The sequence below is a fragment of the Pseudomonas machongensis genome (assembly GCF_034961125.1).
Lineage (GTDB): Bacteria > Pseudomonadota > Gammaproteobacteria > Pseudomonadales > Pseudomonadaceae > Aquipseudomonas > Aquipseudomonas machongensis.
Window position 1 is genome coordinate 1 of the sequence record NZ_JAYFUI010000131.1, and the last position, 22,964, is coordinate 22,964.

The 22,964-nt window shown below is 64.6% G+C and carries 18 protein-coding genes and 1 pseudogene; 4 read left to right on the forward strand and 15 right to left on the reverse strand.

What is annotated here, in order from left to right:
* From VA602_RS13900 to VA602_RS13940, 9 genes and pseudogenes are all read right to left on the reverse strand, one after another.
* A pseudogene (locus VA602_RS13900) lies at positions 1–1,013 on the reverse strand (ribonucleoside triphosphate reductase); the annotation flags it as partial.
* A gap of 136 nt (positions 1,014–1,149) precedes the next feature.
* A complete protein-coding gene (gene moaA / locus VA602_RS13905) occupies positions 1,150–2,139 on the reverse strand; it encodes a GTP 3',8-cyclase MoaA (RefSeq protein ID WP_323453473.1) in 990 nt (329 codons plus the stop codon).
* A gap of 73 nt (positions 2,140–2,212) precedes the next feature.
* On the reverse strand, positions 2,213–3,028 hold the full coding sequence (locus VA602_RS13910) for a peptidylprolyl isomerase (protein WP_323453474.1): 816 nt from the start codon (positions 3,026–3,028) through the stop codon (positions 2,213–2,215).
* A 15-nt stretch (positions 3,029–3,043) separates the two neighbouring features.
* A complete protein-coding gene (narI, locus tag VA602_RS13915) occupies positions 3,044–3,739 on the reverse strand; it encodes a respiratory nitrate reductase subunit gamma (RefSeq protein ID WP_323453475.1) in 696 nt (231 codons plus the stop codon).
* Positions 3,732–4,484 (reverse strand): nitrate reductase molybdenum cofactor assembly chaperone, encoded by a 753-nt coding sequence (gene narJ, locus VA602_RS13920; protein WP_323453476.1) that lies wholly within the window; start codon positions 4,482–4,484, stop codon positions 3,732–3,734. The genes narI and narJ overlap by 8 nt, the downstream gene beginning before the upstream one ends.
* 2 nt (positions 4,485–4,486) lie before the next feature.
* Positions 4,487–6,025, reverse strand: a complete 1,539-nt coding sequence (narH, locus tag VA602_RS13925; protein ID WP_323453477.1) for a nitrate reductase subunit beta — start codon at positions 6,023–6,025, stop codon at positions 4,487–4,489.
* A gap of 10 nt (positions 6,026–6,035) precedes the next feature.
* Complete coding sequence (locus tag VA602_RS13930) at positions 6,036–9,806, reverse strand: nitrate reductase subunit alpha (RefSeq protein ID WP_323453478.1); 3,771 nt, start codon at positions 9,804–9,806, stop codon at positions 6,036–6,038.
* A gap of 60 nt (positions 9,807–9,866) precedes the next feature.
* Entirely contained in the window at positions 9,867–11,246 is a 1,380-nt protein-coding gene (locus VA602_RS13935; protein ID WP_323453479.1) for a NarK family nitrate/nitrite MFS transporter, read from the reverse strand.
* 19 nt (positions 11,247–11,265) lie between these two features.
* A complete protein-coding gene (locus VA602_RS13940) occupies positions 11,266–12,510 on the reverse strand; it encodes an MFS transporter (protein ID WP_407682509.1) in 1,245 nt (414 codons plus the stop codon).
* Positions 12,511–12,744: 234 nt separating this feature from the next.
* Between VA602_RS13940 and VA602_RS13945 the strand changes: the two genes are divergently transcribed.
* Together VA602_RS13945 and narL are read left to right on the forward strand one after the other, a co-directional pair.
* The gene (locus VA602_RS13945; RefSeq protein ID WP_323453480.1) at positions 12,745–14,550 is read left to right on the forward strand and encodes a histidine kinase; all 1,806 of its coding nucleotides are present in this window, start codon (positions 12,745–12,747) and stop codon (positions 14,548–14,550) included.
* A complete protein-coding gene (gene narL / locus VA602_RS13950; protein ID WP_323453481.1) occupies positions 14,547–15,185 on the forward strand; it encodes a two-component system response regulator NarL in 639 nt (212 codons plus the stop codon). The genes VA602_RS13945 and narL overlap by 4 nt, the downstream gene beginning before the upstream one ends.
* On the opposite strand, the gene ubiT is transcribed toward narL, so the two are convergent.
* Genes ubiT through moaB form a run of 5 tightly spaced genes read right to left on the reverse strand, consistent with a single transcriptional unit; the run spans position 15,182 to position 19,334 of the window.
* Positions 15,182–15,637 (reverse strand): ubiquinone anaerobic biosynthesis accessory factor UbiT, encoded by a 456-nt coding sequence (gene ubiT / locus VA602_RS13955; RefSeq protein ID WP_323453482.1) that lies wholly within the window; start codon positions 15,635–15,637, stop codon positions 15,182–15,184. The genes narL and ubiT overlap by 4 nt on opposite strands.
* Positions 15,634–16,521, reverse strand: coding sequence for a U32 family peptidase (locus tag VA602_RS13960; protein WP_323453483.1), 888 nt, complete (start codon positions 16,519–16,521; stop codon positions 15,634–15,636). Before VA602_RS13960 ends, ubiT begins: the two co-directional genes overlap by 4 nt.
* A gap of 7 nt (positions 16,522–16,528) precedes the next feature.
* Positions 16,529–17,524: a ubiquinone anaerobic biosynthesis protein UbiU gene (gene ubiU, locus VA602_RS13965; RefSeq protein WP_323453484.1), complete on the reverse strand. Its 996-nt coding sequence runs from the start codon at positions 17,522–17,524 to the stop codon at positions 16,529–16,531.
* Positions 17,525–17,550: 26 nt separating this feature from the next.
* Entirely contained in the window at positions 17,551–18,783 is a 1,233-nt protein-coding gene (locus VA602_RS13970) for a molybdopterin molybdotransferase MoeA (protein WP_323453485.1), read from the reverse strand.
* The gene (gene moaB, locus VA602_RS13975; RefSeq protein ID WP_323453486.1) at positions 18,780–19,334 is read right to left on the reverse strand and encodes a molybdenum cofactor biosynthesis protein B; all 555 of its coding nucleotides are present in this window, start codon (positions 19,332–19,334) and stop codon (positions 18,780–18,782) included. The genes VA602_RS13970 and moaB overlap by 4 nt, the downstream gene beginning before the upstream one ends.
* 173 nt (positions 19,335–19,507) lie before the next feature.
* On the opposite strand from moaB, the gene VA602_RS13980 reads away from it, so the two are divergent.
* A complete protein-coding gene (locus VA602_RS13980; protein WP_323453487.1) occupies positions 19,508–19,714 on the forward strand; it encodes a DUF3079 domain-containing protein in 207 nt (68 codons plus the stop codon).
* 95 nt (positions 19,715–19,809) lie between these two features.
* Here VA602_RS13980 and VA602_RS13985 read toward each other — a convergent pair whose 3' ends face one another.
* Positions 19,810–22,107 (reverse strand): TonB-dependent siderophore receptor, encoded by a 2,298-nt coding sequence (locus tag VA602_RS13985; protein WP_323453488.1) that lies wholly within the window; start codon positions 22,105–22,107, stop codon positions 19,810–19,812.
* A gap of 139 nt (positions 22,108–22,246) precedes the next feature.
* Between VA602_RS13985 and VA602_RS13990 the strand changes: the two genes are divergently transcribed.
* Positions 22,247–22,963 (forward strand): response regulator transcription factor, encoded by a 717-nt coding sequence (locus VA602_RS13990; protein ID WP_323453489.1) that lies wholly within the window; start codon positions 22,247–22,249, stop codon positions 22,961–22,963.
* Position 22,964: the final 1 nt, after the last annotated feature.

A 22,964-nucleotide genomic window follows, 5' to 3' on the forward strand; every position in this document is an offset into this window, starting at 1 on the left:
TCGAAGGCCAACTCCAGCAGGACGTCGAGGCGCGCATGCAAGCCCGCCGGGTCGCCGGGATACAGGTAGCCCAGGCGCGCGCAGTTGAGCGTCACCACACCCAGCGAGCCGGTCTGCTCGGCCGAGCCGAACAGGCCGTTGCCGCGCTTGAGCAGTTCACGCACGTCCAGTTGCAGGCGGCAGCACATCGACCGCACCTGGTTGGGCTGCATGTCGGAATTGAGGAAATTCTGGAAGTACGGCAACCCGTAGCGGGCAGTCATTTCGAACAGCCGCCCGGCGTTGTCGCTGTCCCAGGGGAAGTCGTGGGTGATGTTGTAGGTCGGGATCGGGAAGGTGAATACCCGGCCCTTGGCGTCGCCGGCCATCATCACCTCGATGTAGGCACGGTTGAGCAGGTCCATTTCGGCCTGCAGGTCGCCGTAGGCGAAGGGCATTTCCTCGCCTGCGATGACAGGTACCTGCTCGCGCAGGTCTTCAGGGCAGACCCAGTCGAAGGTGAGGTTGGTGAAGGGTGTCTGGCTGCCCCAGCGCGAGGGCACGTTGAGGTTGTAGATGAACTCCTGCAGGGCCTGGCGCACCTGTGGATAATCCAGCCGGTCGTTGCGTACGAAGGGCGCGAGGTAGGTGTCGAACGAACTGAAGGCCTGGGCGCCGGCCCATTCGTTCTGCAGGGTGCCGAGGAAGTTGACCATCTGCCCGAGAGCGCTGGTCAGGTGCTTGGGCGGCCCGGCTTCGACCCGCCCGGGGACGCCATTGAAGCCCTCGTGCAACAGGCTGCGCAGTGACCAGCCTGCACAGTAGCCGGCGAGCATGTCGAGGTCGTGCAGGTGCAGGTCGCCTTCGCGGTGCGCGTCGCCAATTTCAGCGCGGTAGATCTCATCGAGCCAATAGTTGGCGGTGACCTTGCCCGACACATTGAGCACCAGGCCGCCCAGTGAATAGCCCTGGTTGGCGTTGGCCTGCACGCGCCAGTCCTGGCGTGACAGGTACTCGTTCATGGCCTGTGCAACTTCGATCGATCGCCGCCCGCGCGGCGCCTCTTGCTCCCTGTACATCTGGCCTCCGAAACACATCATCTAGTAGTTAAAAAACTTTAAAACACTATATGTTGTGCTGCGGATACGAAAATGACCTATATCAAGGGTTTCAGCCGCCAGTCGCATTCATGAAGCGCAGCACCTGTACATCGTCGCGGTCGAAGCCGTGCCGTTCCGGCTTGCGCAGCAGGGCCTGGCGTATCGCATCGAGCACTGGGCCATCTTGGCCTGGGTAGCGGCGCAGCAGGCCGCGCATGTCCAGAGCGTGTTCGTGGCCAAGGCATAACAGCAACCGCCCTTCCGCCGTCATGCGCACGCGGTTGCAGGTGTCACAGAAGTGCTGGCTGATCGGTGAGATGAAGCCGATTCGCGTGTCCGGATGCCCGCTGATGCGCACGTAACGGGCCGGGCCACCACTCTGCTCGGCGCTGTCGATGAGGCTGTAGCGTTCGGCAATGCGCTCGCGCACCCAGGCGCTGGAGCAATAGGTCTGGTCACGTGCGCGGCCGACATCGCCCAGCGGCATCTCTTCGATGAAGCTGATGTCCAGGCCATGGGCGATGGCAAAGTCGACCAGGGCCGGCACTTCATCGGCGTTGCGCCCGTGCAGGGCCACGGTGTTGAGCTTGATGGCAGCGAATCCCGCCTTGCGCGCGGCGTCGATACCACGCAGCACCCGGCCGAGTTCACCGGTGCGGGTGATGCTGCGAAAGCGCTTGGGGTCGAGGGTGTCGAGGCTGATGTTGAGGCGCTTCACGCCTGCATCAGCCAGGGGTCGAGCGAGCTTGAGCAGTTGTGACCCGTTGGTGGTCATCACCAGCTCGCGCAGGCCGGGCATGGCGGCGATCCGTTCGCACAAGCCGACAATGCCGGGGCGTACCAACGGCTCGCCACCGGTGAGGCGGACCTTGCGCACGCCCTGGCTGACGAACAGGCGGGCGCTGCGCTCGATTTCCTCCAAGGTCAGCACTTGCTGGCGAGGGAGAAACTGCATGGCTTCGGCCATGCAGTAGATGCAGCGGAAGTCGCAGCGGTCGGTGACCGAGATGCGCAGGTAGTCGATCTTGCGGCCGCAGCCGTCGAGCAGTTGGGTGGTCATGTGCGTATTCCTTTCGGGGCTCTTCGCGGGTAAATCGGGCCCCGATTCACCCGCGAAGAGGCCCTTGATGGGTTTACTGAACCAACGGGCTTGAGGCGCCATCGAGCAGAATCCCGCGGATGTCGGCCTGCCCTATGAGGTTTTTCAGGTACTGCCCCACCGCCACCTGCCACACCCGCTGGTCCAGCTCGGAGCGAATCGCCTCGTGCACCACCTCGAACGGCAACGCTCGCCCTTCGATGCGCTGGTCAACCCACACCAGGTGCAGGCCATACCGGCTTTCCAGCGGCTGAAGCGCCAGCCCCAACGGCAAGCGCAACAGTTGTCGCTCGAACTCAGGCACGGTCTGCCCCTGGCTGATCTGGCCCAGCGCCCCGCCCTGGGCCTTCGACGGGCAGGCGGAATGGGCGAGCGCGAGCTCGGCAAACCGCGAGCCGTCTTCTACCAGACGGGCGATCAGCAACAACGCCTGCTCCCTGGCCTGGCTCCGGCCTTCGACATCGTCCGGCGCGCACGCCAGCAGAATGTGCCGCACCGCCAGCAGCGGCGCGCTGGCATAACGCTCACGGTTACTGTCGAAATAGTGTCGGCAGATATCTTCATCAGCACCCGGCAGTGGCAGCTCCTGCTCGATCAGCAAGCGCGTCAGCGCCTCCTCTTCGCTCTCGCTGTCGGTGCATTCGGCCACAAGGCCCAGCTCGACGATGCGCTGCATCAGCAGCTCACGCACCACCAGCGCCTGGCTGGCGAGAAATATCGCCTCTTCACGTGCCTGCGCCGGGTGGTACTGCAGCTCCCGGGCAATCGCGTCGCCCTCGATGGCCACACCGTTGACGGTGATCCGTGGCCACTGCTGCTCACTGGTGGCAATCAGTGCGGAAGTCTCCATGGTCATACCTCCTCGTCAGCCTTTCTGCCGCACGATCTGATAGCGCCGGCCCAGGTACCACACCGGGGCGCTGACGAAGTGCACCAGGCGGGTGAAGGGGAACAGCACGAACAGGGTCAGGCCCAGCGCCACGTGCAGCTTGTAGACCAGCCCCACCGGTGCGATCGCTTCGGCCGCCAGCTGCGGTTGCAGGGTCACGGTGTACTGCGCCCAGTCGGCCAGCATCACCATCACCGAACCGTCCAGGTGCTGGGTGGAAGCGACGATGGTCATCAGGCCGAGCGACAGCTGCGCCAGCAGCACCACCAGGATCATCATGTCGGAGAAGCTGGAGCTGGCCCGCACCCGAGGGTTGAACACCCGACGGTAGAGCAGCATGATCAGGCCGAAGAAGCACAGCATGCCGAAGAAACCACCCGAGACCATGGCTAGCATCTGCTTCTCGGCAGTGCCGATGAAGCGGTGATAAATCGCCTCCGGGGTCAGCAAGCCGACGAAGTGGCCCGCGAGGATGAACAGCACCCCCACATGGAACAGGTTGCTGGCCACCCGCATGTAGCGCTGGTCGGCCGGGGTGCGGTTGAAGATCTGGCTGGAGCCGGCTTTCCAGCTGTACTGCGACAGGTCGAACCGCGCCCAACTGCCGATCAGGCAGACGGCCAGAGCAACGTACGGGTAGACCCCGAACACCAGCAGGTTGACGTTAGACATTGCGCACCTCCGGAGCCGGGGTGTGCGGCTCACCTTGGTTGAAATCGACCCAGTGCAGCGGCACCGGCACTTCTTCGCGCGCCTTGCCCGGCGCCCGTGGCTGGCTCGGGCAGCGCTCTTGCTGCTCGGCCTTGAGGAAGTCCACGGCCTCCTCCTCCCAGGCCTTGTCCATGGCCTCCAGCGAGTCGTCGCGCGTCTCTTCCATGACGCGCTCGCGAGCGGCCTCCATTACCGTCTGGGGGTTGACCCCGGCAATTTGCAGCAGCGCACGCAGGCACGCGGCATAGCGGCTGTCGCGCTCCTCCAGGCGTGCTGCCAGCAAACCCAGCAGGTGCGCCACATCAGCCAGACCCTCGCGGGCAGTCAGATCGTCGCAGGTGGACAGGTACTCCAGGTACAGCGGGATGTAGTCGGGCAGTTCTCGCACGCCGATGGCAAAACCGGCGTCCTCGTACTGGGCCATCAGGTCGACCATGGCCTGGCCGCGATCACGCGATTCGCCATGCACGTGCTCGAACAGCAGCAGCGACACAGCGCGGCCACGCTCGAACAGGCCGTCGTAACGGGCCTGCACCTCCATGGTGTCGTCGCCGGTCAGTTCGTCGAGCAGGCACCGCAGGGCCGCGCGCTGCGCCGGGCTGATCTCGCGGGCGGCGTCGATCGCCACCGTCAGTTCTTCGTAGCCCTGGACCAACGCCTCATCGGGGTAGTCGAGCAACAGGGCAATCACCTTGAGAATGCGCATGTTCATTTCTCCCAGAGTTGGACGGTCTTGAGCACGTCGCGACGGTTGGCCTTTTTCGCCCCGAACAGGTTGGTGTCGGAGCTGCCACCGCAGCCGCTGCCGAAGCTGAAACCACAGCCGGAGCGCTCGGCGAAGGCATCGCTCATGGCCTCTTCGCGGTGCGCCGAAGGCACTACGTAGCGGTCCTCGTAGTTGGCGATGGCCAGGTAGCGGTACATGTCCTCGCACTGGGCCTGGGTCAGCCCGACCGACTCCAGCACCTGCAAGTCGCGCACGCCGTCCACCTGTTCGGCGCGCTTGTAGGCGCGCATCGCCAGCAGGCGCTTGAGGGCCAGGCGTACCGGCTCTTCATCGCCCGCCGTCAGCATGTTGGCCAGGTAGCGGACGGGGATGCGCAGGCTGTCGACGTCGGGCAGCACGCCATCCATGCTCACGCTGCCGGCTGCGGCGGCGTTCTGGATCGGCGACAGCGGCGGCACGTACCAGACCATCGGCAAGGTGCGGTACTCAGGATGCAAGGGCAGCGCCAGCTGCCAGTCCACGGCCATCTTGTACACCGGGGATTGCTGCGCGGCGTCGATGACCGACCGCGGCACGCCGTCTTTCAGGGCCTGCTCGATGACCTTGGGGTCGTTGGGGTCGAGGAAGATTTCCAACTGCTTGCGGTACAGGTCCTGTTCACCTGGCGTGCTGGCCACTTCGTGAATGCGGTCGGCGTCATACAGCAGCACGCCCAGGTAACGAATGCGCCCGACGCAGGTTTCCGAGCACACGGTCGGCATGCCGGCCTCGATGCGCGGGTAGCAGAAGATGCACTTCTCGGACTTGCCGCTCTTCCAGTTGAAGTAGATCTTCTTGTACGGGCAGCCGCTGATGCACATGCGCCAGCCGCGGCATTTCTCCTGGTCGATGAGGACGATGCCGTCCTCCTCGCGCTTGTAGATCGCGCCGCTCGGGCACGAGGCCGCACACGCCGGGTTCAGGCAGTGCTCGCACAGGCGCGGCAGGTACATCATGAAGGTGTTTTCGTACTCACCGTAGATGTCGGCCTGGACCTGGTCGAAGTTCTTGTCCTTGCGCCGCTTGGCGAACTCGGTGCCGAGGATTTCTTCCCAGTTCGGGCCCCACTCGATCTTCTCCATACGCTGGCCGGAGATCAGCGAGCGTGGCCGCGCCACCGGCTGGTGCTTGGCCTGGGGCGCGGTGTGGAGGTGCTGGTAATCGAAATCGAACGGCTCGTAGTAGTCGTCGATGGCCGGCAGGTCGGGGTTGGCGAAGATGTTCGCCAGTACCCGGAACTTGCCACCGATGCGCGGGTTGATCGAGCCGTCGCGGTTGCGCACCCAGCCGCCTTTCCATTTGTCCTGGTTTTCCCACTCCTTGGGGTAGCCGATGCCGGGCTTGCTCTCGACGTTGTTGAACCAGGCGTATTCCATACCTTCGCGGCTGGTCCAGACGTTCTTGCAGGTGATCGAGCAGGTGTGGCACCCGATGCACTTGTCCAGGTTCAGGACCATGCCGACTTGCGAACGAATCTTCATGGTTATCTCCTCAAATGTCCTTGGGCAGTGGCTGTGGCAGGGCGTCGCCGCCCAGGCCACCGACGTCGGTGCCGTCGAGCCAGTCGACCTTGCTCATCTTGCGCACCACCACGAATTCGTCGCGGTTGCAGCCGACCGTGCCGTAGTAGTTGAAGCCGTACGACTGCTGGGCGTAGCCGCCGATCATGTGGGTTGGCTTGAGCACCACGCGGGTCACCGAGTTGTGGTGGCCGCCACGGGTCTTGGTGCTCTCGGCACCGGGCACGTTCACGATGCGTTCCTGAGCGTGGTACATCATCACCATGCCCTCCTTGACCCGCTGGCTGACCACCGCACGGGCGGTGAGCGCGCCGTTGGCGTTGAAGCATTCGATCCAGTCGTTGTCCTCGATGCCGACCTTTTTCGCGTCGATCTCGGACATCCACACGATCGGCCCGCCACGGCTCAGGGTGAGCATGATCAGGTTGTCGGTGTAGGTGCTGTGGATACCCCACTTCTGGTGCGGTGTGATCCAGTTCAGGGCGATCTCCGGGTTGCCGTTGGGCTTCTTGCCTTTGACGTAGTCCACGGTGCGGGTGTTGATCGGCGGGCGATAGCTTTGCAGCTGTTCACCAAAGGCCTGCATCCACGGGTGGTCCTGGTAGAACTGCTGGCGGCCGGTGATGGTGCGCCACGGGATCAGCTCGTGGACGTTGGTGTAGCCGGCGTTGTAGCTCACGTGCTCGTCTTCCAGGCCCGACCAGGTCGGGCTGGAGATGATCTTGCGCGGCTGTGCCTGGATATCGCGGAAGCGGATCGCCTCATGCTCCTTGGGCAGCGCCAGGTGGCTGTGGTCGCGGCCAGTGAACTCCGACAGCGCGGCCCAGGCCTTGACCGCCACATGGCCGTTGGTTTCCGGTGCCAGGCTGAGGATCACCTCGGCGGCATCGATGGCCGATTCGATCTGCGGCCGGCCCTGGCTGACGCCTTCGTCGCGCACGGTGTGGTTGAGCTCACCCAGGAACTCCACCTCATGCTCGGTGTTCCAGTTGATGCCCTTGCCGCCGTTGCCGAGCTTGTCGAGCAGCGGGCCGAGCGAGGTGAACTTCTTGTAGGTGGCCGGGTAATCGCGCTCGACCACAGTCATGTTCGGGCAGTTCAGGCCAGGCACCGGGGCCACGCCCTCGGTCTTCCAGTCGCTGCCGCCAAATGGCTGGGCCAGCTCACCGGGGCTGTCGTGCAGCAGTGGCACGGTGACCAGATCCTGCTCGACGCCAAGCTGGCCTTCGCTCATGGCCGAGAATGCCTTGGCGATGCCCTTGTAGATTTCCCAGTCCGAGCGCGCTTCCCAGGCCGGGTCGATGGCGGCCGACAGCGGGTGGATGAACGGGTGCATGTCCGAGGTGTTCATGTCGTCCTTCTCGTACCAGGTCGCGGTCGGCAGGACGATGTCGGAATACATGCAGGTCGACGACATGCGGAAGTCCAGGGTGGTGACCAGGTCGAGCTTGCCGATGGCACCCTCGTCCACCCATTCGGCCTCGTGGGGCTTGAAGCCGCCACGCTTGCCAAGGTCTTCGTTCATCACGCCGTTACGGGTACCGAGCAGGTACTTGAGCATGTACTCGTGGCCCTTGCCCGAGCTGCCCAGCAGGTTGGAGCGCCAGATGAACATGTTGCGCGGGAAGTTGGCCGGGTTGTCCGGCTGCTCGCAGGCAAAGCGCAGCGAGCCATCCTGCAGCGACTTGAGCACGTAGTCCTTGGCCGGCATGCCGGCAGCGGCGGCGTCACGGGTGACCTGCAGCGGGTTACGGTTGAGCTGCGGAGCGCTGGGCAGCCAGCCGGCGCGCTCGGCGCGGATGTTGTAGTCGAGCATGTGCTCGGGGAACTGCGACTTGTCAGCCAACGGCGACAGCACCTCGTGGATGCTCATCTTCTCGTGGCGCCACTGCGAGCTGTGGTTGTAGAAGAAGCTGGTGCCGTTCATCTGCCGTGGCGGGCGGCTCCAGTCCAGGCCGAAGGCCAGTGGCAGCCAGCCGCACTGCGGGCGCAGTTTTTCCTGACCGACGTAGTGGGCCCAGCCGCCGCCGGTCTGGCCGACGCAACCGCAGAGCATCAACATGTTGATCAGCCCGCGGTAGTTCATGTCCATGTGGTACCAGTGGTTCATCGCCGCACCGACGATGATCATGCTGCGGCCGTGGGTCTTGTCGGCGTTGTCGGCGAACTCGCGGGCCACCTGAATGGCCTTTTCGCGGGACACGCCGGTAATCAGCTCCTGCCAGGCCGGGGTGCCCGGCACGTTGGCGTCGTCGTAGCTGCTGGCGACGTTGTCGCCGCCCAGGCCGCGGTCGATGGCGAGGTTGCCGGCCATCAGGTCGAACACCGTGGCCACCTTGGCCTGACGGCCGTCGGCCAGGGTCAGACTGCGCACCGGGACGCGACGCAGCTGAATCTCATCGCCTGGGGCCGCGGTGAAGTGCTCGTGGTACTGGCCGCCAAAGTACGGGAAGGCCACGTCAACCGCTTCCCCGTCGTCCAGCAGGCTCAGGCGCAGGTCGACATCACGGCCTTCACCGCCTTCGCGGGCCTCGATGTTCCACTTGCCCTTCTCACCCCAGCGGTAGCCGATGGCGCCATGGGGCGAAACCAGGCCGGCGCTTATGTCATCGACGGCGATGGTCTTCCACTCGGGGTTGTTGGCCTGGCCGAGGTTGTCGGCAAGGTCCGAGGCGCGCAGGAAGCGGTCGGCGCAATAGCCTTCGGCGCGTTCCTCGAGCAACACCAGCATTGGCAGGTCGGTGTACTGCTTAGCGTAGCTACGGAAGTAGTCGCTCGGCGTGTCGAGGTGGAATTCCTTGAAGATCACGTGGGCAAAGGCCTGGGCCAGCGCGGCGTCGGTCCCTTGCTTGGGGTTGAGCCAGAGGTCGGTGAGCTTGGCCACCTCGGCGTAGTCCGGGGTGATGGCCACGGTCTTGGTGCCCTTGTAGCGCACCTCGGTGAAGAAATGCGCATCCGGGGTGCGGGTCTGCGGAACGTTGGAACCCCAGGCGATGATGTAGTTGGAGTTGTACCAATCGGCCGACTCTGGCACGTCGGTCTGCTCGCCCCACACCTGCGGCGAAGCCGGCGGCAGGTCGCAGTACCAGTCGTAGAACGACAGGCACACGCCACCGATCAGCGACAGGTAACGGGCACCGGCGGCGTAGCTGACCATCGACATGGCCGGGATCGGCGAGAAGCCCACCACCCGGTCCGGGCCATGGGCCTTGACGGTATGCACATTGGCAGCGGCGATGATCTCGTTGACTTCCTCCCAGTTGGAGCGCACGAAGCCGCCCATGCCGCGCTGGCTCTTGTACGACTCGGCCTTGGCCGGGTCGCTGACGATACTGGCCCAGGCCTCGACCGGCGCCAGCGTGCGGCGTGCTTCGCGCCACAGTTTGAGCAGCGGCTTGCGCACTTTGGGGTATTTCAGGCGGTTGGCGCTGTAGATGTACCAGCTGTAGCTGGCACCGCGTGGGCAGCCGCGTGGCTCGTGGTTGGGCAGGTCGTTGCGGGTGCGTGGGTAGTCGGTCTGCTGGGTTTCCCAGGTGATCAGGCCGTTCTTCACGTAGATCTTCCAGGAGCACGACCCGGTGCAGTTCACCCCGTGGGTGGAGCGCACGATCTTGTCGTACTGCCAGCGCGAACGGTAGACGTTTTCCCAGTCGCGGGATTCCTTGCGGGTTTCGCCGTGGCCGTTGGCAAACTCACCTTGCTTGCGCTTGAAGAAGCGCATCTGGTCGAGTAAATGGCTCATGTTCAAATCCTCTCAGGCTGGACGCGGCTGGCCGCGCCCGTAATCAGTTGTTCGGAACGGTCAGCAGGGCGTCTGGGCGCCTTTGCGCGCGTACCACCACCAGGTCACCAGGATGCAACTGAGGTAGTAGGCGATGAATGCGTAGAGGGCCGCTTCCGGGCCGCCGGTCAGGGCGATGGAGCTGCCGAAGCTCTTGGGGATGAAGAAGCCGCCGAACGCGCCCACCGCGGAGGTGAAGCCCAGCACCGCCGCCGCCTCTTTGCCGGCCTTGGCGTCGTCGTTGCGGTGCAACGTGCGGAAGATCACCGGGATCATGCGGAAGGTGGAGCCATTGCCGATGCCGGTGGTAACGAACAGCACCATGAACATGCAGAGGAAGCCGAAGAAGTGCCCGCTTTCACCGGCCTGCGGCAGAAACGCGACCACACCGAACACCGCCGCGATCATCAGCACGAAGTTCCACAACGTCACCCGCGCCCCACCGAGCTTGTCCGACACCCAACCGCCCAATGGCCGCGCCAGGGCGCCGACCAGGGGGCCGAGGAAGGCGAACTGCAAGGCGTTGACGTCAGGGAACGAGGTCTTGATCAACAGCGGGAAGGCAGCGGCGAAGCCGATGAACGAACCGAACGTGGCCAGGTACAACCAGCACATCAGCCAGTTGTGCTTGCGCGTGAAGATCACCGCCTGCTCGCTGAACGAGGCACTGGCGGACTTGAGGTCGTTCATGCCGAACCAGGCGGCCAGGGTCACCAGGGCAATCAGCGGCACCCACACAAGGCCAGCATTCTGCAGCCACATGACGCTGCCGTCGGCCAGCTCGCTCGGCTCGCCACCCGCGGCGCCGAACAGGCCGACACCGATCACCATCGGCACCACGAACTGCATGCCCGATACGCCCAGGTTGCCGAGGCCGGCGTTGAGCCCCAGCGCGGTACCTTGCTGGGCCTTGGGGAAGAAGAAACTGATGTTGGACATCGACGAGGCAAAATTGCCGCCGCCGAAACCGCACAGCAGGGCGATGATCACGAACACGCTGTAAGGCGTGCCGGTGTCCTGAAGCGCTATGCCCATCCACAGCGCCGGAATCAGCAGCGACGCGGTACTCAGGGCAGTCCAGCGACGGCCGCCGAAGACCGGCACGATGAACGAGTAGAACACCCGCAGAGTCGCACCGGACAGCCCCGGCAGCGCCGCCAGCCAGAACAGCTGGTCGGTGCTGAACGCAAAGCCTGCGGCGCCCATGCGCACGATCACCGTGCTCCAGATCATCCACAGGGCAAAAGCCAGGAACAGCGCGGCGATAGAGATCCACAGGTTGCGCTTGGCGACGGCCCGGCCGGTCGCATTCCAGAACAGCGGGTCTTCGGGGCGCCAGTCTTCGATCACCGGCCCGGGCCGTAGCTGGCCGCCCACGGCGGAGTTGTTGGATGCCGACATGGTCAGTCTCCTCGAGGTTTCAAGAATCGGATTGCTTGGCGCCCAGCAGCGGTGCCTTGCGCACCTCGCTGAAATACATCCAGATCAGCGAGACCCAGACGACGCCATACAGCAGCATGAAGTTGGAACTGCGCACGCCAGTCAGGTCGACCAGCACGCCGAACAGGATCGGCAGCACGAAGCCGCCCAGGCCACCGGCCAGGCCGACGATGCCGGACACCGCGCCCATCCGGTCGGGGAACTCGTCTGCGATGTACTTGAACACCGAAGCCTTGCCGAATGCACAGGCCACACCGACGATGAACATCAATACGGTGAACACCCAGACGTTGAGGCCGATGTGGAAGCTGCGCGTGCCATCGACGGTGTACACGGTGATGTCGGTCTGCGGGTAAGAGAGCAGGAACAAGCACACCCAGCTCACCCACATCACCCACCAGGTCACGCTGTGCGCGCCCCAACGGTCGGACATCCAGCCGCCGACCGCGCGCAGCACGCCACCGGGCAGCGAGAAGCAGGCAGCGAGCAACGCCGCGGACTGCAGGCTGAAGCCGTACTCGCCGACGTAGTACTGGGTCATCCACAGCGCCAGGGCGACGTAGCCACCAAAGACGATCGAGTAGTACTGGCAGTAGCGCCACACGCACGGGTCTTTCAGGGTAGCGAGCTGTTCACGCAGCGAAACGCTCGCTGCCACCCGGTGCGATTTGTAGTCGCAGGTGAAGAACCAGAACATCACGGCGGTGACGAACAGGATCGCCGAGAACAGCTTCGGCACCATCTGCCAGCTGGAAGCGGCGATGATGGCCGGGGCCAGGAACTTGGTCAGCGCGGCGCCAGCGTTGCCGGCACCGAAGATACCCATGGCCAGGCCTTGGTTGGCTTTGTCGAACCACTTGGCGACGTAGGCGATACCCACCGAGAACGAACCACCGGCCAGGCCGACGAACAGGCCCAGCAGCAGAAACTGCCAATATGCATGGGCATCGCCGATCAGGTAGATCGGCAACACGCACACCAGCATCAGCACGAAGAAAACGATGCGCCCGCCGTAGCGGTCGCCCAGCATGCCCAACGGCAGGCGGACCAGCGAACCGCTAAGTACCGGAGTGGAGGCCAGCAGGCCGAATTGGGTTTCGTTGAGGTCGAGCAGATCCTTGATAGGCACCCCAAGCACCGCGAACATCATCCACACCATGAAGCAGATGGTGAACGCAGTCGTGCTCATCCCGAGCACCAGCCCCTGTTTTACGTCGCGTTGCATGATGCACGCTCTCCAGGGCCACATTTCACGCGCAGGCTAGGAGCATGCTGGCTGGCAACGATTGACCTGCATCAAGGTACGCAAGGCGTCGGCTGGCCTACCATGAACACAGCTACCACCAAAGTGGTAGGGCGGATAAACAAGCATTAATCCTTGATAATCAATTAGTTATATAGATTTGTAGGATGCCGTTGGCAGCCGCTAAACATCCGGGGACTCTTTGGAGGTAGCGCCATGTTCGACCGGCTGAAATGCTCGTTGCCCGCCCGTGCAGGGCTGGCCGTGGTCCTGTTGGCTGCCCTGAGCCTGGCCAGCACACTCAGTGCAGTCCTGATTGCCCGGGTCAGCGAGAACGACGCCGCGGCGATCAATACCGCAGGGTCCCTGCGCATGGCCACCTATCGCCTCGACTGGCAGTTGGAGGCCGGCGCGCCCTCGGCAACCCTCGACCAGTTGCGCGAAGACATGCAGCAGCGCCTGCACAGCACGGCGCTGGCGCACATGCTCGATGAAGGCGAACAGGACCCGGCCTGCATGGCTTTCTCCCAGGTGCTCGAACAGTGGCAACAGCAGCTGCTACCGGCGCTGCAGGCCAATGACAAGGTAAGGTTCCAGCGCGAAGCCGAGGTGTTCATCGACCACCTGGAACACTTCGTCGCGCAACTGCAGCAGCAGAGCGAGCGGCGCCAGGGCTGGCAACAGAACATCCAGGGCGCGGCATTGCTGATCACGGTGGTGATCCTGCTGGTGGGCCTTTTCGAACTCAACAGCGGGGTCATCGCCCCCTTGCAGGAGCTGGTGCGCACCACCGAGCGCTTCCGCGCCGGCAAGCTCGACGCACGCATTCGCTACCGCTCCCGTGACGAGCTGGGGCAGATGGCTGACAGTTTCAATGCCATGGCCGATGCCATCGAACAATCGCATCAGACCCTGGCCACGCGGGTGGCCGAAAAAACCCTGGAGCTGGAGCAAAGCAACGCCGCCCTCGGCCTGCTGTGTCACGCCAGCCGCAGTCTCGCTACCCAACCGACCCATGCCGGGCATCTCGACGAGCTGATTCGCGGCTTCCAGGATCGCTTGCCCGGCCTGCGCCTATCCCTGTGCCTGCGCCACGAAACCGAAGCCGGTGAGGCTCGCCTGATCGCACTGCACGGTGATGATGACCGCCGTGATCACTGTGCTCCGGAAGACTGCGCTGGCTGCCAGCGCCAGCAGCTGGCCAACCGCTTCAGCTTGCAGGTCAGTTCTCAGGGCGCCGTTCTCGGCGACCTGCGCGCTCACTTTCTCGACGGCCATGCCGCACATGCCTGGGAGCGCGAACTGGTGCAGGCCCTGGCCGACCTGGTCGGCACCCGCCTGTCGCTGGAACGCCAGCGCCAACGGGATAACCGCCTGCTGCTGCTCGACGAACGCAACACCATCGCCCGAGAGCTGCACGACTCTCTGGCGCAAGCGCTGTCGTACATGAAACTGCAGGTGAGCCGTCTGCAAACCCTGATCAAACGCGGCGATAAACCTGAAACCCTGCTGACGGTAAGCGACGAACTGCGCGAAGGGCTGAATAATGCCTACCGCCAGTTGCGCGAGTTGTTGACCACCTTCCGCCTGCAGATCCAGGACGGCGGCCTGGAACAAGCGCTGGAAGACACTGCCCATGAGTTCGCCGAACGCGGCAACCTTCAGGTACGCCTGCAACAGCTCCCCCTGGCCTTCAACTTGGGTGCCAATGAACAGATCCACGTCCTGCAGATTGCCCGAGAAGCGTTGTCCAACTGCGCCCGCCATGCCCAGGCCAGCGAAGCCTGGGTGCAGTTGCGCCAGGATGGCGACATGATCGAACTGCTGATCGAGGATGACGGTGTGGGCTTGCGCGCCGGTCATGACGAGCGCCTGCACCACGGCCTGAACATCATGCAGGAGCGCGCCCGCAGCCTGGGTGGCCAGCTCAGCCTGGCGCCCCGCGAACCCCATGGCACTCAGGTGCGGCTGCGCTTTGCACCCGGCTTCCTGCGCCAACCCGATACCGAGGCCTACCCATGAACGATGCAACGCCCTACACCCTGCTGTTGGCTGACGACCATCCGATGATGCGCCGCGCGTTGCGTCAGCTCATCGAGCTGGAAAGCGACCTGGTGGTGGTCGCGGAAGCGAACAACGGCCTGGAGGCCTGCGCGCTGGTGGAGCGGTTGCAGCCCGACCTGGTGGTGCTCGACAACAACATGCCCGAACTCAACGGCGTGGAGGCGCTAAAGCGCCTGCGCGATCAAGGCTACACCGGGCGAATCCTGCTGTTCACGGTCTCGGACGCCGAACAGGACGTACGCGATGCCATGCGCTTCGGTGCCAACGGTTACTTGCTCAAGGACATGGAGCCGGAACTGCTGATCGACCGCCTACGCGAAGTGCTGGCCGGCGGCCTGGTGGTCAGCCCGTCACTGACCACAGTACTGGCCCAGGCCCTGCGGGCCTCCCATGGGGCCAGCTCGATGGACCTGACCGAGCGCGAGCGGCAGGTGCTGAAGATGATCGCCGGGGGCTTGAGCAACAAGATGATCGGCAGCAGGCTGGGTATCACCGAAGGCACCGTCAAGGTGCATGTGAAGAACCTGCTGCACAAGCTGGGGTTACGTTCGCGCGTGGAAGCCGCCGTGTGGGCCCTGGCAAATCTGCGCTAATTCTTTATCGCCTCTCCCATCCGGCGCATCACGCGCCATACGCTCGGTGGCATCTGCTCCGGGTCAAGCGCATCGAGCAGGTTCTTCACCCCCAACCCCAGCTCGGTATCACCCTCGATGACCAGCCGCCGTCGGAAGAACAAGGTATCCGGGTCTTCTTGCCGACTGGCCAGCAGCAGGAACTCACGCCAATTGCCTCGAATGGTCACATCCGCCGTGCTTCGCGCCACGACTTTGAGGCGCGCCCCCTGGCAGGTCACGCACCAGGACAATCCCAAGTCGCTGACGTGCAGACGCAACCAGTGGCCACGCAGCAGCTCGAACGCCCCCTCACGCAATGGCTCGGCGAACAAGCGCGCCGACAGTTGCTCGATTGCCAGCTTCTGCCACACAAAAGGCACATGCTGCCCCAATTTGAGCAGTCGCTCGCCGTAGACCTGCAAACGCCTCATTGCAGCGCCTCCCCAACCCGCAACATGCCGGGCTGACCGTGCCAGTATCCGTTGCAGCCTGAAGTCGCAATGGGCGGTTCGCCCCCCTTGCGCACAGCATCAAAGGCAGCGATGACCGCTTGCATCCCCTCGCCACGCGGGCTCAGGCGCAAGATGTCGACGCCCCGCTCTACTATCCCGGCATAGTCGCCGAGCAGGTTGCAGGCCTCGCCCGACATCGTCTGGATACCATTGAGCACGAACAGCGGCGTACCTTCCTGGCTCAACAGCGGCAGGCCATCGACATGTTTCTGGCAACACAGCTGACAATCGTCCTTGGGCCGGTTTTCCGCCCTGGCGGTAAAGCAACGCGCCGAATAGGCCAGTGGCAAGTGACCATAGACGAACAGCTCGACTTCGGGGCGGCTGACGCCCAATGCGTCGAGTTGGAGCAGACAGTCGGCGACCATTTGCCCGGAACACTCCACGGGCGGCACCCAACGCTGCAGGCCGCAGCTCATCAGCTCTTGCAGTGCGTGGGCGTTGTACAGGTTGAGTGCCGACCCACCGACAAAGGGCAGACCGCGCTCAGCCAGCAACTGCACCGCCCCCATGTCGTTGGCCTCGACCCGCAGCTCGCCGTTTTCGCAAAGGCGCTTGAGCGAGCCAAGCTCCGAGGCCGCCTCCAACAGCGCCAACCCAGACAGCACCAGTTCAGCCCCGGTGGCTACGCGTAACTCGCGGGCCAGCGCCAGCCAGTCAGCCAGTGACAGCGCACGGCGTTTGGAACAGACCGTTTCGCCCAGGTAGATCACCTCCAGCGGCTGCTGTGCCATGGCTTCGTAAAAGGCCAGCAAGCGTGCTCGGCTCCAGTAGTACAGGACCGGCCCAAGGCTCAGTTTCATAAGGACCTCACTGCCAGGAACGATGGTAGGCACCCAGGGTGGTCTGGCTGCCCTCGGATAGCCCCGCCAACACCTGACGCCAACGGGGTTGCAGAGTGAAACCGGCGCCATCGCGGGCATGCGCATCCAGCGCTTCGCGCCAGACCCCGGTGACCTGCTCGACATACGCCGGGCTGCGCTGCCGGCCTTCGATCTTCACCGCCGCGATACCCAGCGCGGCCAACTGCGGGATCAGCTCAAGGGTATTGAGGCTGGTGGGTTCCTCGAGAGCATGAAACCGCTGCCCCTCGACCAGGAAACGCCCCTTGCACAGGGTTGGGTAACCGGCCGGCTCATCTGCCGCGTAGCGGTCGATCAGCACACCGCCCAGGCGCGCGCTCAGGCCGTCCGCCCCTTCGCTCCAGCGTACGGCCTTAGCTGGCGAGCACACGCCGCAGAGGTTCGGTGATTCGCCGGTGACGTACGAAGACAGGTGGCAACGGCCCTCGGCCATGATGCACAGGCTGCCAAAGGCAAAGACCTCCAGCGGCACTTCGCTGCGTTCGGCCACCTGACGCACCTGGGCCAGAGACAGCACCCGCGGCAACACGGCGCGGCGGATGCCATAGCGCTGGTGATAGAACGAAAGGGCCGCCGGGTTGGTCGCGCTGCCCTGCACCGACAAGTGCAGGTTCAGACCCGGATGACGACGGCTGGCATACGCCAGCACGCCGGGGTCGGCAGCGATCAGCGCATCCACGCCGATGTCCGCAGCCTGGTCCACTGCCCGCTGCCAGCGCGTCCAGCCCTGGGGTTGCGCATAGGTATTGACGGCCACATAGAGTTGCCGGCGTTTTTCGTGGATCAGCGCCAGGCCGATTTCCAACTGCCGCTCATCGAGATTGAGGCCACTGAAATGGCGCGCGTTGGTGTCATCGCGAAAGCCGACGTAGATGGCATCCGCGCCTTGCTGCAGCGCGGCCTTGAGGGCGGGCAGGCTACCCGCCGGGCAAACCAGGTGCATGGTTGCGACCTCGTATGAAAGGCGGCTCAGGCCGCCAGGGTGTCGAAGCTGATGAAGTCCACCAGTTCACCGGCGCGCAGGACGCGATGGGCCTCTACCACCGCCAGGCCTTCGGCGCCGCACAGGCCACTGAGCATCGCCGAACCTTGCCAGGCATGGGGAACGACCCGCATGCCGCCGGGGGTGGAGGTGAGCCAGGCCCGCAGGTACTGGCGACGCAGGTTGGCCCGCGGCCAGTCGAAGCCGGCCATCACCGGCATCGCCCGCGGCAGCACCTCGCGACGGCCCTGGGCACGCAGCAGGAATGGCCTGGCCACGACCTGCAGGCAGAGCAGCGCCGCCACCGGATTACCGGGTAAGCCAAGCCAGGCCGTTTGGCCGACCCGGCCAAAGGCGAACGGCTTGCCCGGCTGGATCGCCAGGCGCCACAGGCGCAATTCGCCCAGCGCCTCGACCGATGCCTTGACGTGGTCCTCCTCACCGACCGAGACGCCCCCGGACGTGATGATCACATCCCAGTCCTGTGCTGCACTGGCCAGGGCCGAACGGCAGGCCGTGGGGTCATCCGGCAGGCGCCCCAACTCGCCCACTTCCAGCTGCCAGCCTCTTAAGGCGGCGGCCAGGCTGTAGCTGTTGGCATCATAGATCTGCCCACGCCTGAGCGCCTCGCCCGGCACGCACAGTTCATCGCCGGTGCTCAGCAAGCCAACCCGCAGCGGTCGGTAGATGGCCACCGAGGCAATCCCTTGGCTGGCCAGCAAGCCAAGCTCAGCGGCCCGCAACCGCTGACCGACTTCCAGCAGTCGCGCGCCGCGAAGAAACTCTTCGCCACACCGACGGACATGGTCGCCCGGCCAGCAGGCCGGCAGCCACACGCCGCATTCACTGGGCTTGGCGTGCTCCTGGGGCACCACGCTGTCGGCACCGATGGGTAAAGGCGCCCCCGTGAAAATACGCACCGCGTGCCCCTCTGGCAGTGCATTGAGGCCCTCATCGCCTGCCGCAACACGCCCGGCCAACGGCAGGAAGCCACCTTCGGCAGGCAGATCACAGGCGCGCAAGGCATAACCATCCATGGCGCTGTTGTCCCAGGCAGGCCCAGGGCGCGGAGCCACGACGTCCTCTGCGAGGACCATGCCCAGCGCCATGTCGATCGGTACACGCTCCGTTGCAGGCGGACGCGGCGCATGTTCCAGCAACTCGGCGATGGCTTGATCGACCGGGCGCAGGTTGTCGTGCCCACAGCCACAGGCATTCATGTGCGGCTCCGGCAGCTTGCCGCCGGCTTTTCAGGCGACGTTTTGAGGTGCGGGACGAAATTGCACGGGGTGGTGCGGCAGTCCAGTTGCTTGCGCAGGATGCCCTCCCAACCGGTTTGGCAGGCCCCCGGAGAGCCCGGTAGGCAACAGACCAACGTGCCATTGCTGAGCCCGGCCAGGGCACGGGACTGGATCGTGGAGGTGCCGATCTGCTCCAACGAAATCTGTCGGAACAGCTCGCCAAAACCGTCGACGTGCTTGTCGAGCAGCGGTCCGACGGCCTGGGGCGTATTGTCTCGGCCGGTGAAGCCGGTGCCTCCGGTCATCAGCACGACCTGCACCTGCGGGTCGGCTATCCAGGCGCACAGGCGTGCACGGATGTGCCAGATATCGTCGGGCACCAGTGCCCGCTCATGAAGGATATGCCCGGCTTCCTGAAGGCCCTCGATGAGGGTCTGCCCTGAGGCATCGGTAGCCAGGGTTCGGGTGTCGCTGATGGTCAGCACCGCGATGCGCAGTGCCTGGAATTCGCTGAGTGCAAGGTGAGCCATGCTGGCACCCTCCTCTGGGAATGACAGCGCGCAGCCTGTGCCTTACCGCGAGCGAGGCACATTCCTCGAAGGAGGTACTCCGGGGGGAGATTCAGCAAAGCTTGATTTCGATCAAGCCTGGCGGGGGTGGCAGGCTTAGCCTGGGTTCAGACGGCAAACGCTGGAGGCGTGCCATGGCGAAGAAATTTCCACAGAACCCCACGCACCCCGAGCGGATCTGCTGGGGCTGCGACCTGTATTGCCCGGCCAAGGCCCTGGCTTGTGGCAACGGAGCCGACCGGACGATGCATCCGGTGGAGTTATTCGGGGAGGATTGGGACAGTTTCGACAGCACGCTGGAGAAACCCGATCAGACTGAGCGGCCCGCGGAACTCAAATGACCTCGTGATTGCCGTCGGACTGCAAGCACCGATCCGCTATCGCCTCATTCATCCTCTGCCTTGGAGAAAAGGGGCCGCTTTGCGGCCCCACCACGTCAGAACGCCGTGCTGACGGTCAGCGACAGGTTGCGCGGATCGCCATAGATCGCTCCGGCGTAGAAGCCGTAGCGGGTGTAGTAGTGCTTGTCGAACAGGTTGTTGGCATTGAGGCTGACGCTGGTGTCGTCGGTCAGCTGGTACTTGGCCATGGCATTCCAGATCGCATAGCCCGACCAGTTGACGTCGCTCGAGCTACGGCTGACCCCGTTGGTCGGCTGGCCAGCTGGGGTGGACAGGGCGCGGATGTTGGTCTGCGCGGTGACGCCGGTGCCGAGGGTCAGGCGGTCGAGCGGGCCGGACAGGCGGTAGGTGGTCGAGGCCTTGAACAGGTGCGACGGATCGCTGCGCCCGTCGCTGTCGAGGCGACGGAAGTGCAGGTAGGTGTAGCCGGCGTAGACGTTCCAGTTCTCGGTCAGGGCGCCTGCGAGTTCCAGGTCGATACCGTCGGTTTCCTGGCCGGAACCTGCCTTGTAGGCGGTGGCGCCGGTCGGGGTCAGCAGGTCGCCGTCGGTGACTGCCTTGTTCTCCTGCTTGGTGCGGAAGTACGCCGCCGAGGCGTTCAGGCGGCCGTCGAACCAGGCGGCCTTGATGCCGGTCTCGTAGCTCTGGCCGCGGATCGGCTCGACCTTGGTGCCGCTGGCGGTCTCTTCGGTCTGTGGGTTGAAGATGTCGGTGTAGCTGGCGTACACCGAGTAGGTGTCGTTGAGGTCATACACCGCGCCCAGGTACGGGGTGACGATGCCGTTGTTCCGCTGGTTGCTGCGCACGCCGCTGACGTTGCGGGTGGTGGCCGAGTAGTCGGTGCTGCGCACGCCGAGGATCACCGACAGCGGGTCGGTGATGCTCAGGCGGGTAGCGGCGTACATGCCTTGCAGGCGGGTGGTGGTCTTGCTGTGGCGGCCGGTCTGGGAGGCGAGCATGTCGTAGTCGCTGTCCACGCCGTTGAGCCAGTTGCTCAGTGGCAGGCCGTTATTGGCGCGGAACTGGCAGCCCAGGGCCGGAGCGCTGACGCTGTTGGCGCTGACCATGGTGCAGGTGTATTCCGGCGACCAGGCCACGGTGCGGCTGTCGTTGTAGCCGACCATCGCCTGGTGGGTGCGGCCGAACATCTGGAACGGGCCAGACAGATCGATCTGCGCCGATTGCTGGGTGGTGTCGCTGGAGCTGTGCAGGCCGTTGAGCACCGCGCCGCTGCCATCCTGGTCCCAGTAGCCGCCGTAGACGCCGCGCCCGGACGAGTTGACCTTGGCCAGGCCGCGGTGGTTGAGGGCATCGCTGGTGCTCTGGGAGCCTTTCAGGTCCAGGGTCCAGTCGTTGTCGAAGCGGTGCTGCAGCGAGCCGAAGGTGGTGCGGGTGATGTACTCGCCGAAGCTCCAGCTGGGCACCACGTTGGTGCTGCGCGGCAGGTCGGTCTTGCTGCCGTCGCCATACCAGATCGGGATGTTGGCACCCCAGCCGCCACCGACCACCTTGTTGTATTCGTACTGGTAGCCGGCGCCAAGGGTGGTGGCGTCGTCCAGGTCGAACTCGAAGTTGGCCAGCGCTGCACGGGCGCGCTCGGACTGGTTGTCACGGAACGAGTTGGCGTCCTGCTGGGTGACCACGAAGCGCGAGCGCAGGCGGCCGTCTTCGGAGAGCGGCAGGTTGAGGTCGGCGCCCAGGCGGCGTTTGTCCCAGCTGCCGTAGGTGGCATAGGCGCTGCCGCCGAAGGTGCGGGTCGGCGCCTTGCGGATCAGGTTGACCGTCGCCGACGGGTCGCCGGTGCCGCCGAGCAGGCCGTTGGCGCCACGGACGATGTCGATGCGCTCGTACAGGTCCAGGTTCAGCGCGTTGCCGCTGCCGCTGAAGTCAGAGCCGCCGGGGAACTGCAGGCCATCGATCTTCCAGTTGCTGATCGAATAGCCCCGGGCGCGGAAATCGGTACGCCCGCCCACTTCCATCTTGCTGACGCTGATCCCCGGCGCGGTGTCCAGCGCCTGCTCGATGCTGTGCACATCGCGGTCGTCCATCTGCTGGCGAGTGATGCTGGTCACCGACTGCGGGGTCTGGCGCGGGGTCAAGTTCAGGCCGGTGGAACTGCGCGTGCTCTCGACGGTATAGCCGAGCTGGCCGGCGTCGTCGGCACTGGGCAGCGCGCTGTCTTCGATGTTGGTGGCGCCCAGTTCCAGGGGCTGGGGATCAGCCGCAAAGGCGCCTGCGGACAGGCTGAAGGCGATACACAAGGCAAGCGGCGAGAGGCGGCTGCCACCGCGGGTGAAGCGGGCGCAGGCGCCAGGGATGCTCTGAGGTTTCATTTGGGAAGGCTTCGTATTCGCAGATGGTTTTTGCTACGATTCTAGGGATGTGCCCTCTGGGCTCCATCCCCGGCTTGTACGGGGATGTAATGGAACGTAACGGGCGCCTTTCAAGCGCCCCTGACAGGTGTCCCCCGCAATGAGCACAACCTTGCTGGTTGTCGACGATGACGACGAGATTCGCGAACTTCTCTGCGATTACCTGACCGATGCCGGCTACCTCGTGCTGGCTGCCGCCGATGGCGAGCAGATGCGCCAGCAAATGGCGCGGCACAAGGTCGAGCTGGTGGTGCTCGACCTGATGCTGCCCGGCGAAGACGGCCTCAGCCTGTGTCGACAGTTGCAGGCGCAGCCGGGCCTGGCGGTGATCATGCTGTCGGCCAAGGGCAGCACGTTGGACCGCATCATTGGCCTGGAAGTGGGCGCAGACGACTACCTGTCCAAGCCCTTCGAACCCCGTGAACTCATTGCCCGCATCAAGGCAGTCCTGCGCCGCCCGCAACGCCTCGACACACCCAGCGAAGAGCCCGCCAGCCAGGCGCAGCAGTTCGCAGGGTTCAGCCTCGACCACATCAAGCGCCTGCTCACTCACCCCGACGGCCAGGCCCTCACCCTGCCCCGCTCCGATTACCGCGTGCTGCGCGAGCTGCTCGAAGCCAACAACCGCGTGGTATCGCGCGATCACCTCACGCGCAGCGCCTTTGGCCGCGACCACCTGCCCGACGACCGCTCGGTGGACATGTGCATCAGCCGCCTGCGCCAGCATCTGCGCCGCGCCGTCAATGGCAGCGCGCAGATCCTCACCATCCGCAACGAAGGCTACCTGCTCAGCATCGCCCGCGAGCCAGGCGCCTGAC

What these genes read in the sequence shown, in the direction of transcription:
- moaA (WP_323453473.1), bottom strand. Translation starts at nt 2,139, where the DNA reads ATGACCACCCAACTGCTCGACGGCTGCGGCCGCAAGATCGACTACCTG.
- VA602_RS13910 (WP_323453474.1), bottom strand. Translation starts at nt 3,028, where the DNA reads ATGGAGACTTCCGCACTGATTGCCACCAGTGAGCAGCAGTGGCCACGG.
- narI (WP_323453475.1), bottom strand. Translation starts at nt 3,739, where the DNA reads ATGTCTAACGTCAACCTGCTGGTGTTCGGGGTCTACCCGTACGTTGCT.
- narJ (WP_323453476.1), bottom strand. Translation starts at nt 4,484, where the DNA reads ATGCGCATTCTCAAGGTGATTGCCCTGTTGCTCGACTACCCCGATGAG.
- narH (WP_323453477.1), bottom strand. Translation starts at nt 6,025, where the DNA reads ATGAAGATTCGTTCGCAAGTCGGCATGGTCCTGAACCTGGACAAGTGC.
- VA602_RS13930 (WP_323453478.1), bottom strand. Translation starts at nt 9,806, where the DNA reads ATGAGCCATTTACTCGACCAGATGCGCTTCTTCAAGCGCAAGCAAGGT.
- VA602_RS13935 (WP_323453479.1), bottom strand. Translation starts at nt 11,246, where the DNA reads ATGTCGGCATCCAACAACTCCGCCGTGGGCGGCCAGCTACGGCCCGGG.
- VA602_RS13940 (WP_407682509.1), bottom strand. Translation starts at nt 12,510, where the DNA reads ATGCAACGCGACGTAAAACAGGGGCTGGTGCTCGGGATGAGCACGACT.
- VA602_RS13945 (WP_323453480.1), top strand. Translation starts at nt 12,745, where the DNA reads ATGTTCGACCGGCTGAAATGCTCGTTGCCCGCCCGTGCAGGGCTGGCC.
- narL (WP_323453481.1), top strand. Translation starts at nt 14,547, where the DNA reads ATGAACGATGCAACGCCCTACACCCTGCTGTTGGCTGACGACCATCCG.
- ubiT (WP_323453482.1), bottom strand. Translation starts at nt 15,637, where the DNA reads ATGAGGCGTTTGCAGGTCTACGGCGAGCGACTGCTCAAATTGGGGCAG.
- VA602_RS13960 (WP_323453483.1), bottom strand. Translation starts at nt 16,521, where the DNA reads ATGAAACTGAGCCTTGGGCCGGTCCTGTACTACTGGAGCCGAGCACGC.
- ubiU (WP_323453484.1), bottom strand. Translation starts at nt 17,524, where the DNA reads ATGCACCTGGTTTGCCCGGCGGGTAGCCTGCCCGCCCTCAAGGCCGCG.
- VA602_RS13970 (WP_323453485.1), bottom strand. Translation starts at nt 18,783, where the DNA reads ATGAATGCCTGTGGCTGTGGGCACGACAACCTGCGCCCGGTCGATCAA.
- moaB (WP_323453486.1), bottom strand. Translation starts at nt 19,334, where the DNA reads ATGGCTCACCTTGCACTCAGCGAATTCCAGGCACTGCGCATCGCGGTG.
- VA602_RS13980 (WP_323453487.1), top strand. Translation starts at nt 19,508, where the DNA reads ATGGCGAAGAAATTTCCACAGAACCCCACGCACCCCGAGCGGATCTGC.
- VA602_RS13985 (WP_323453488.1), bottom strand. Translation starts at nt 22,107, where the DNA reads ATGAAACCTCAGAGCATCCCTGGCGCCTGCGCCCGCTTCACCCGCGGT.
- VA602_RS13990 (WP_323453489.1), top strand. Translation starts at nt 22,247, where the DNA reads ATGAGCACAACCTTGCTGGTTGTCGACGATGACGACGAGATTCGCGAA.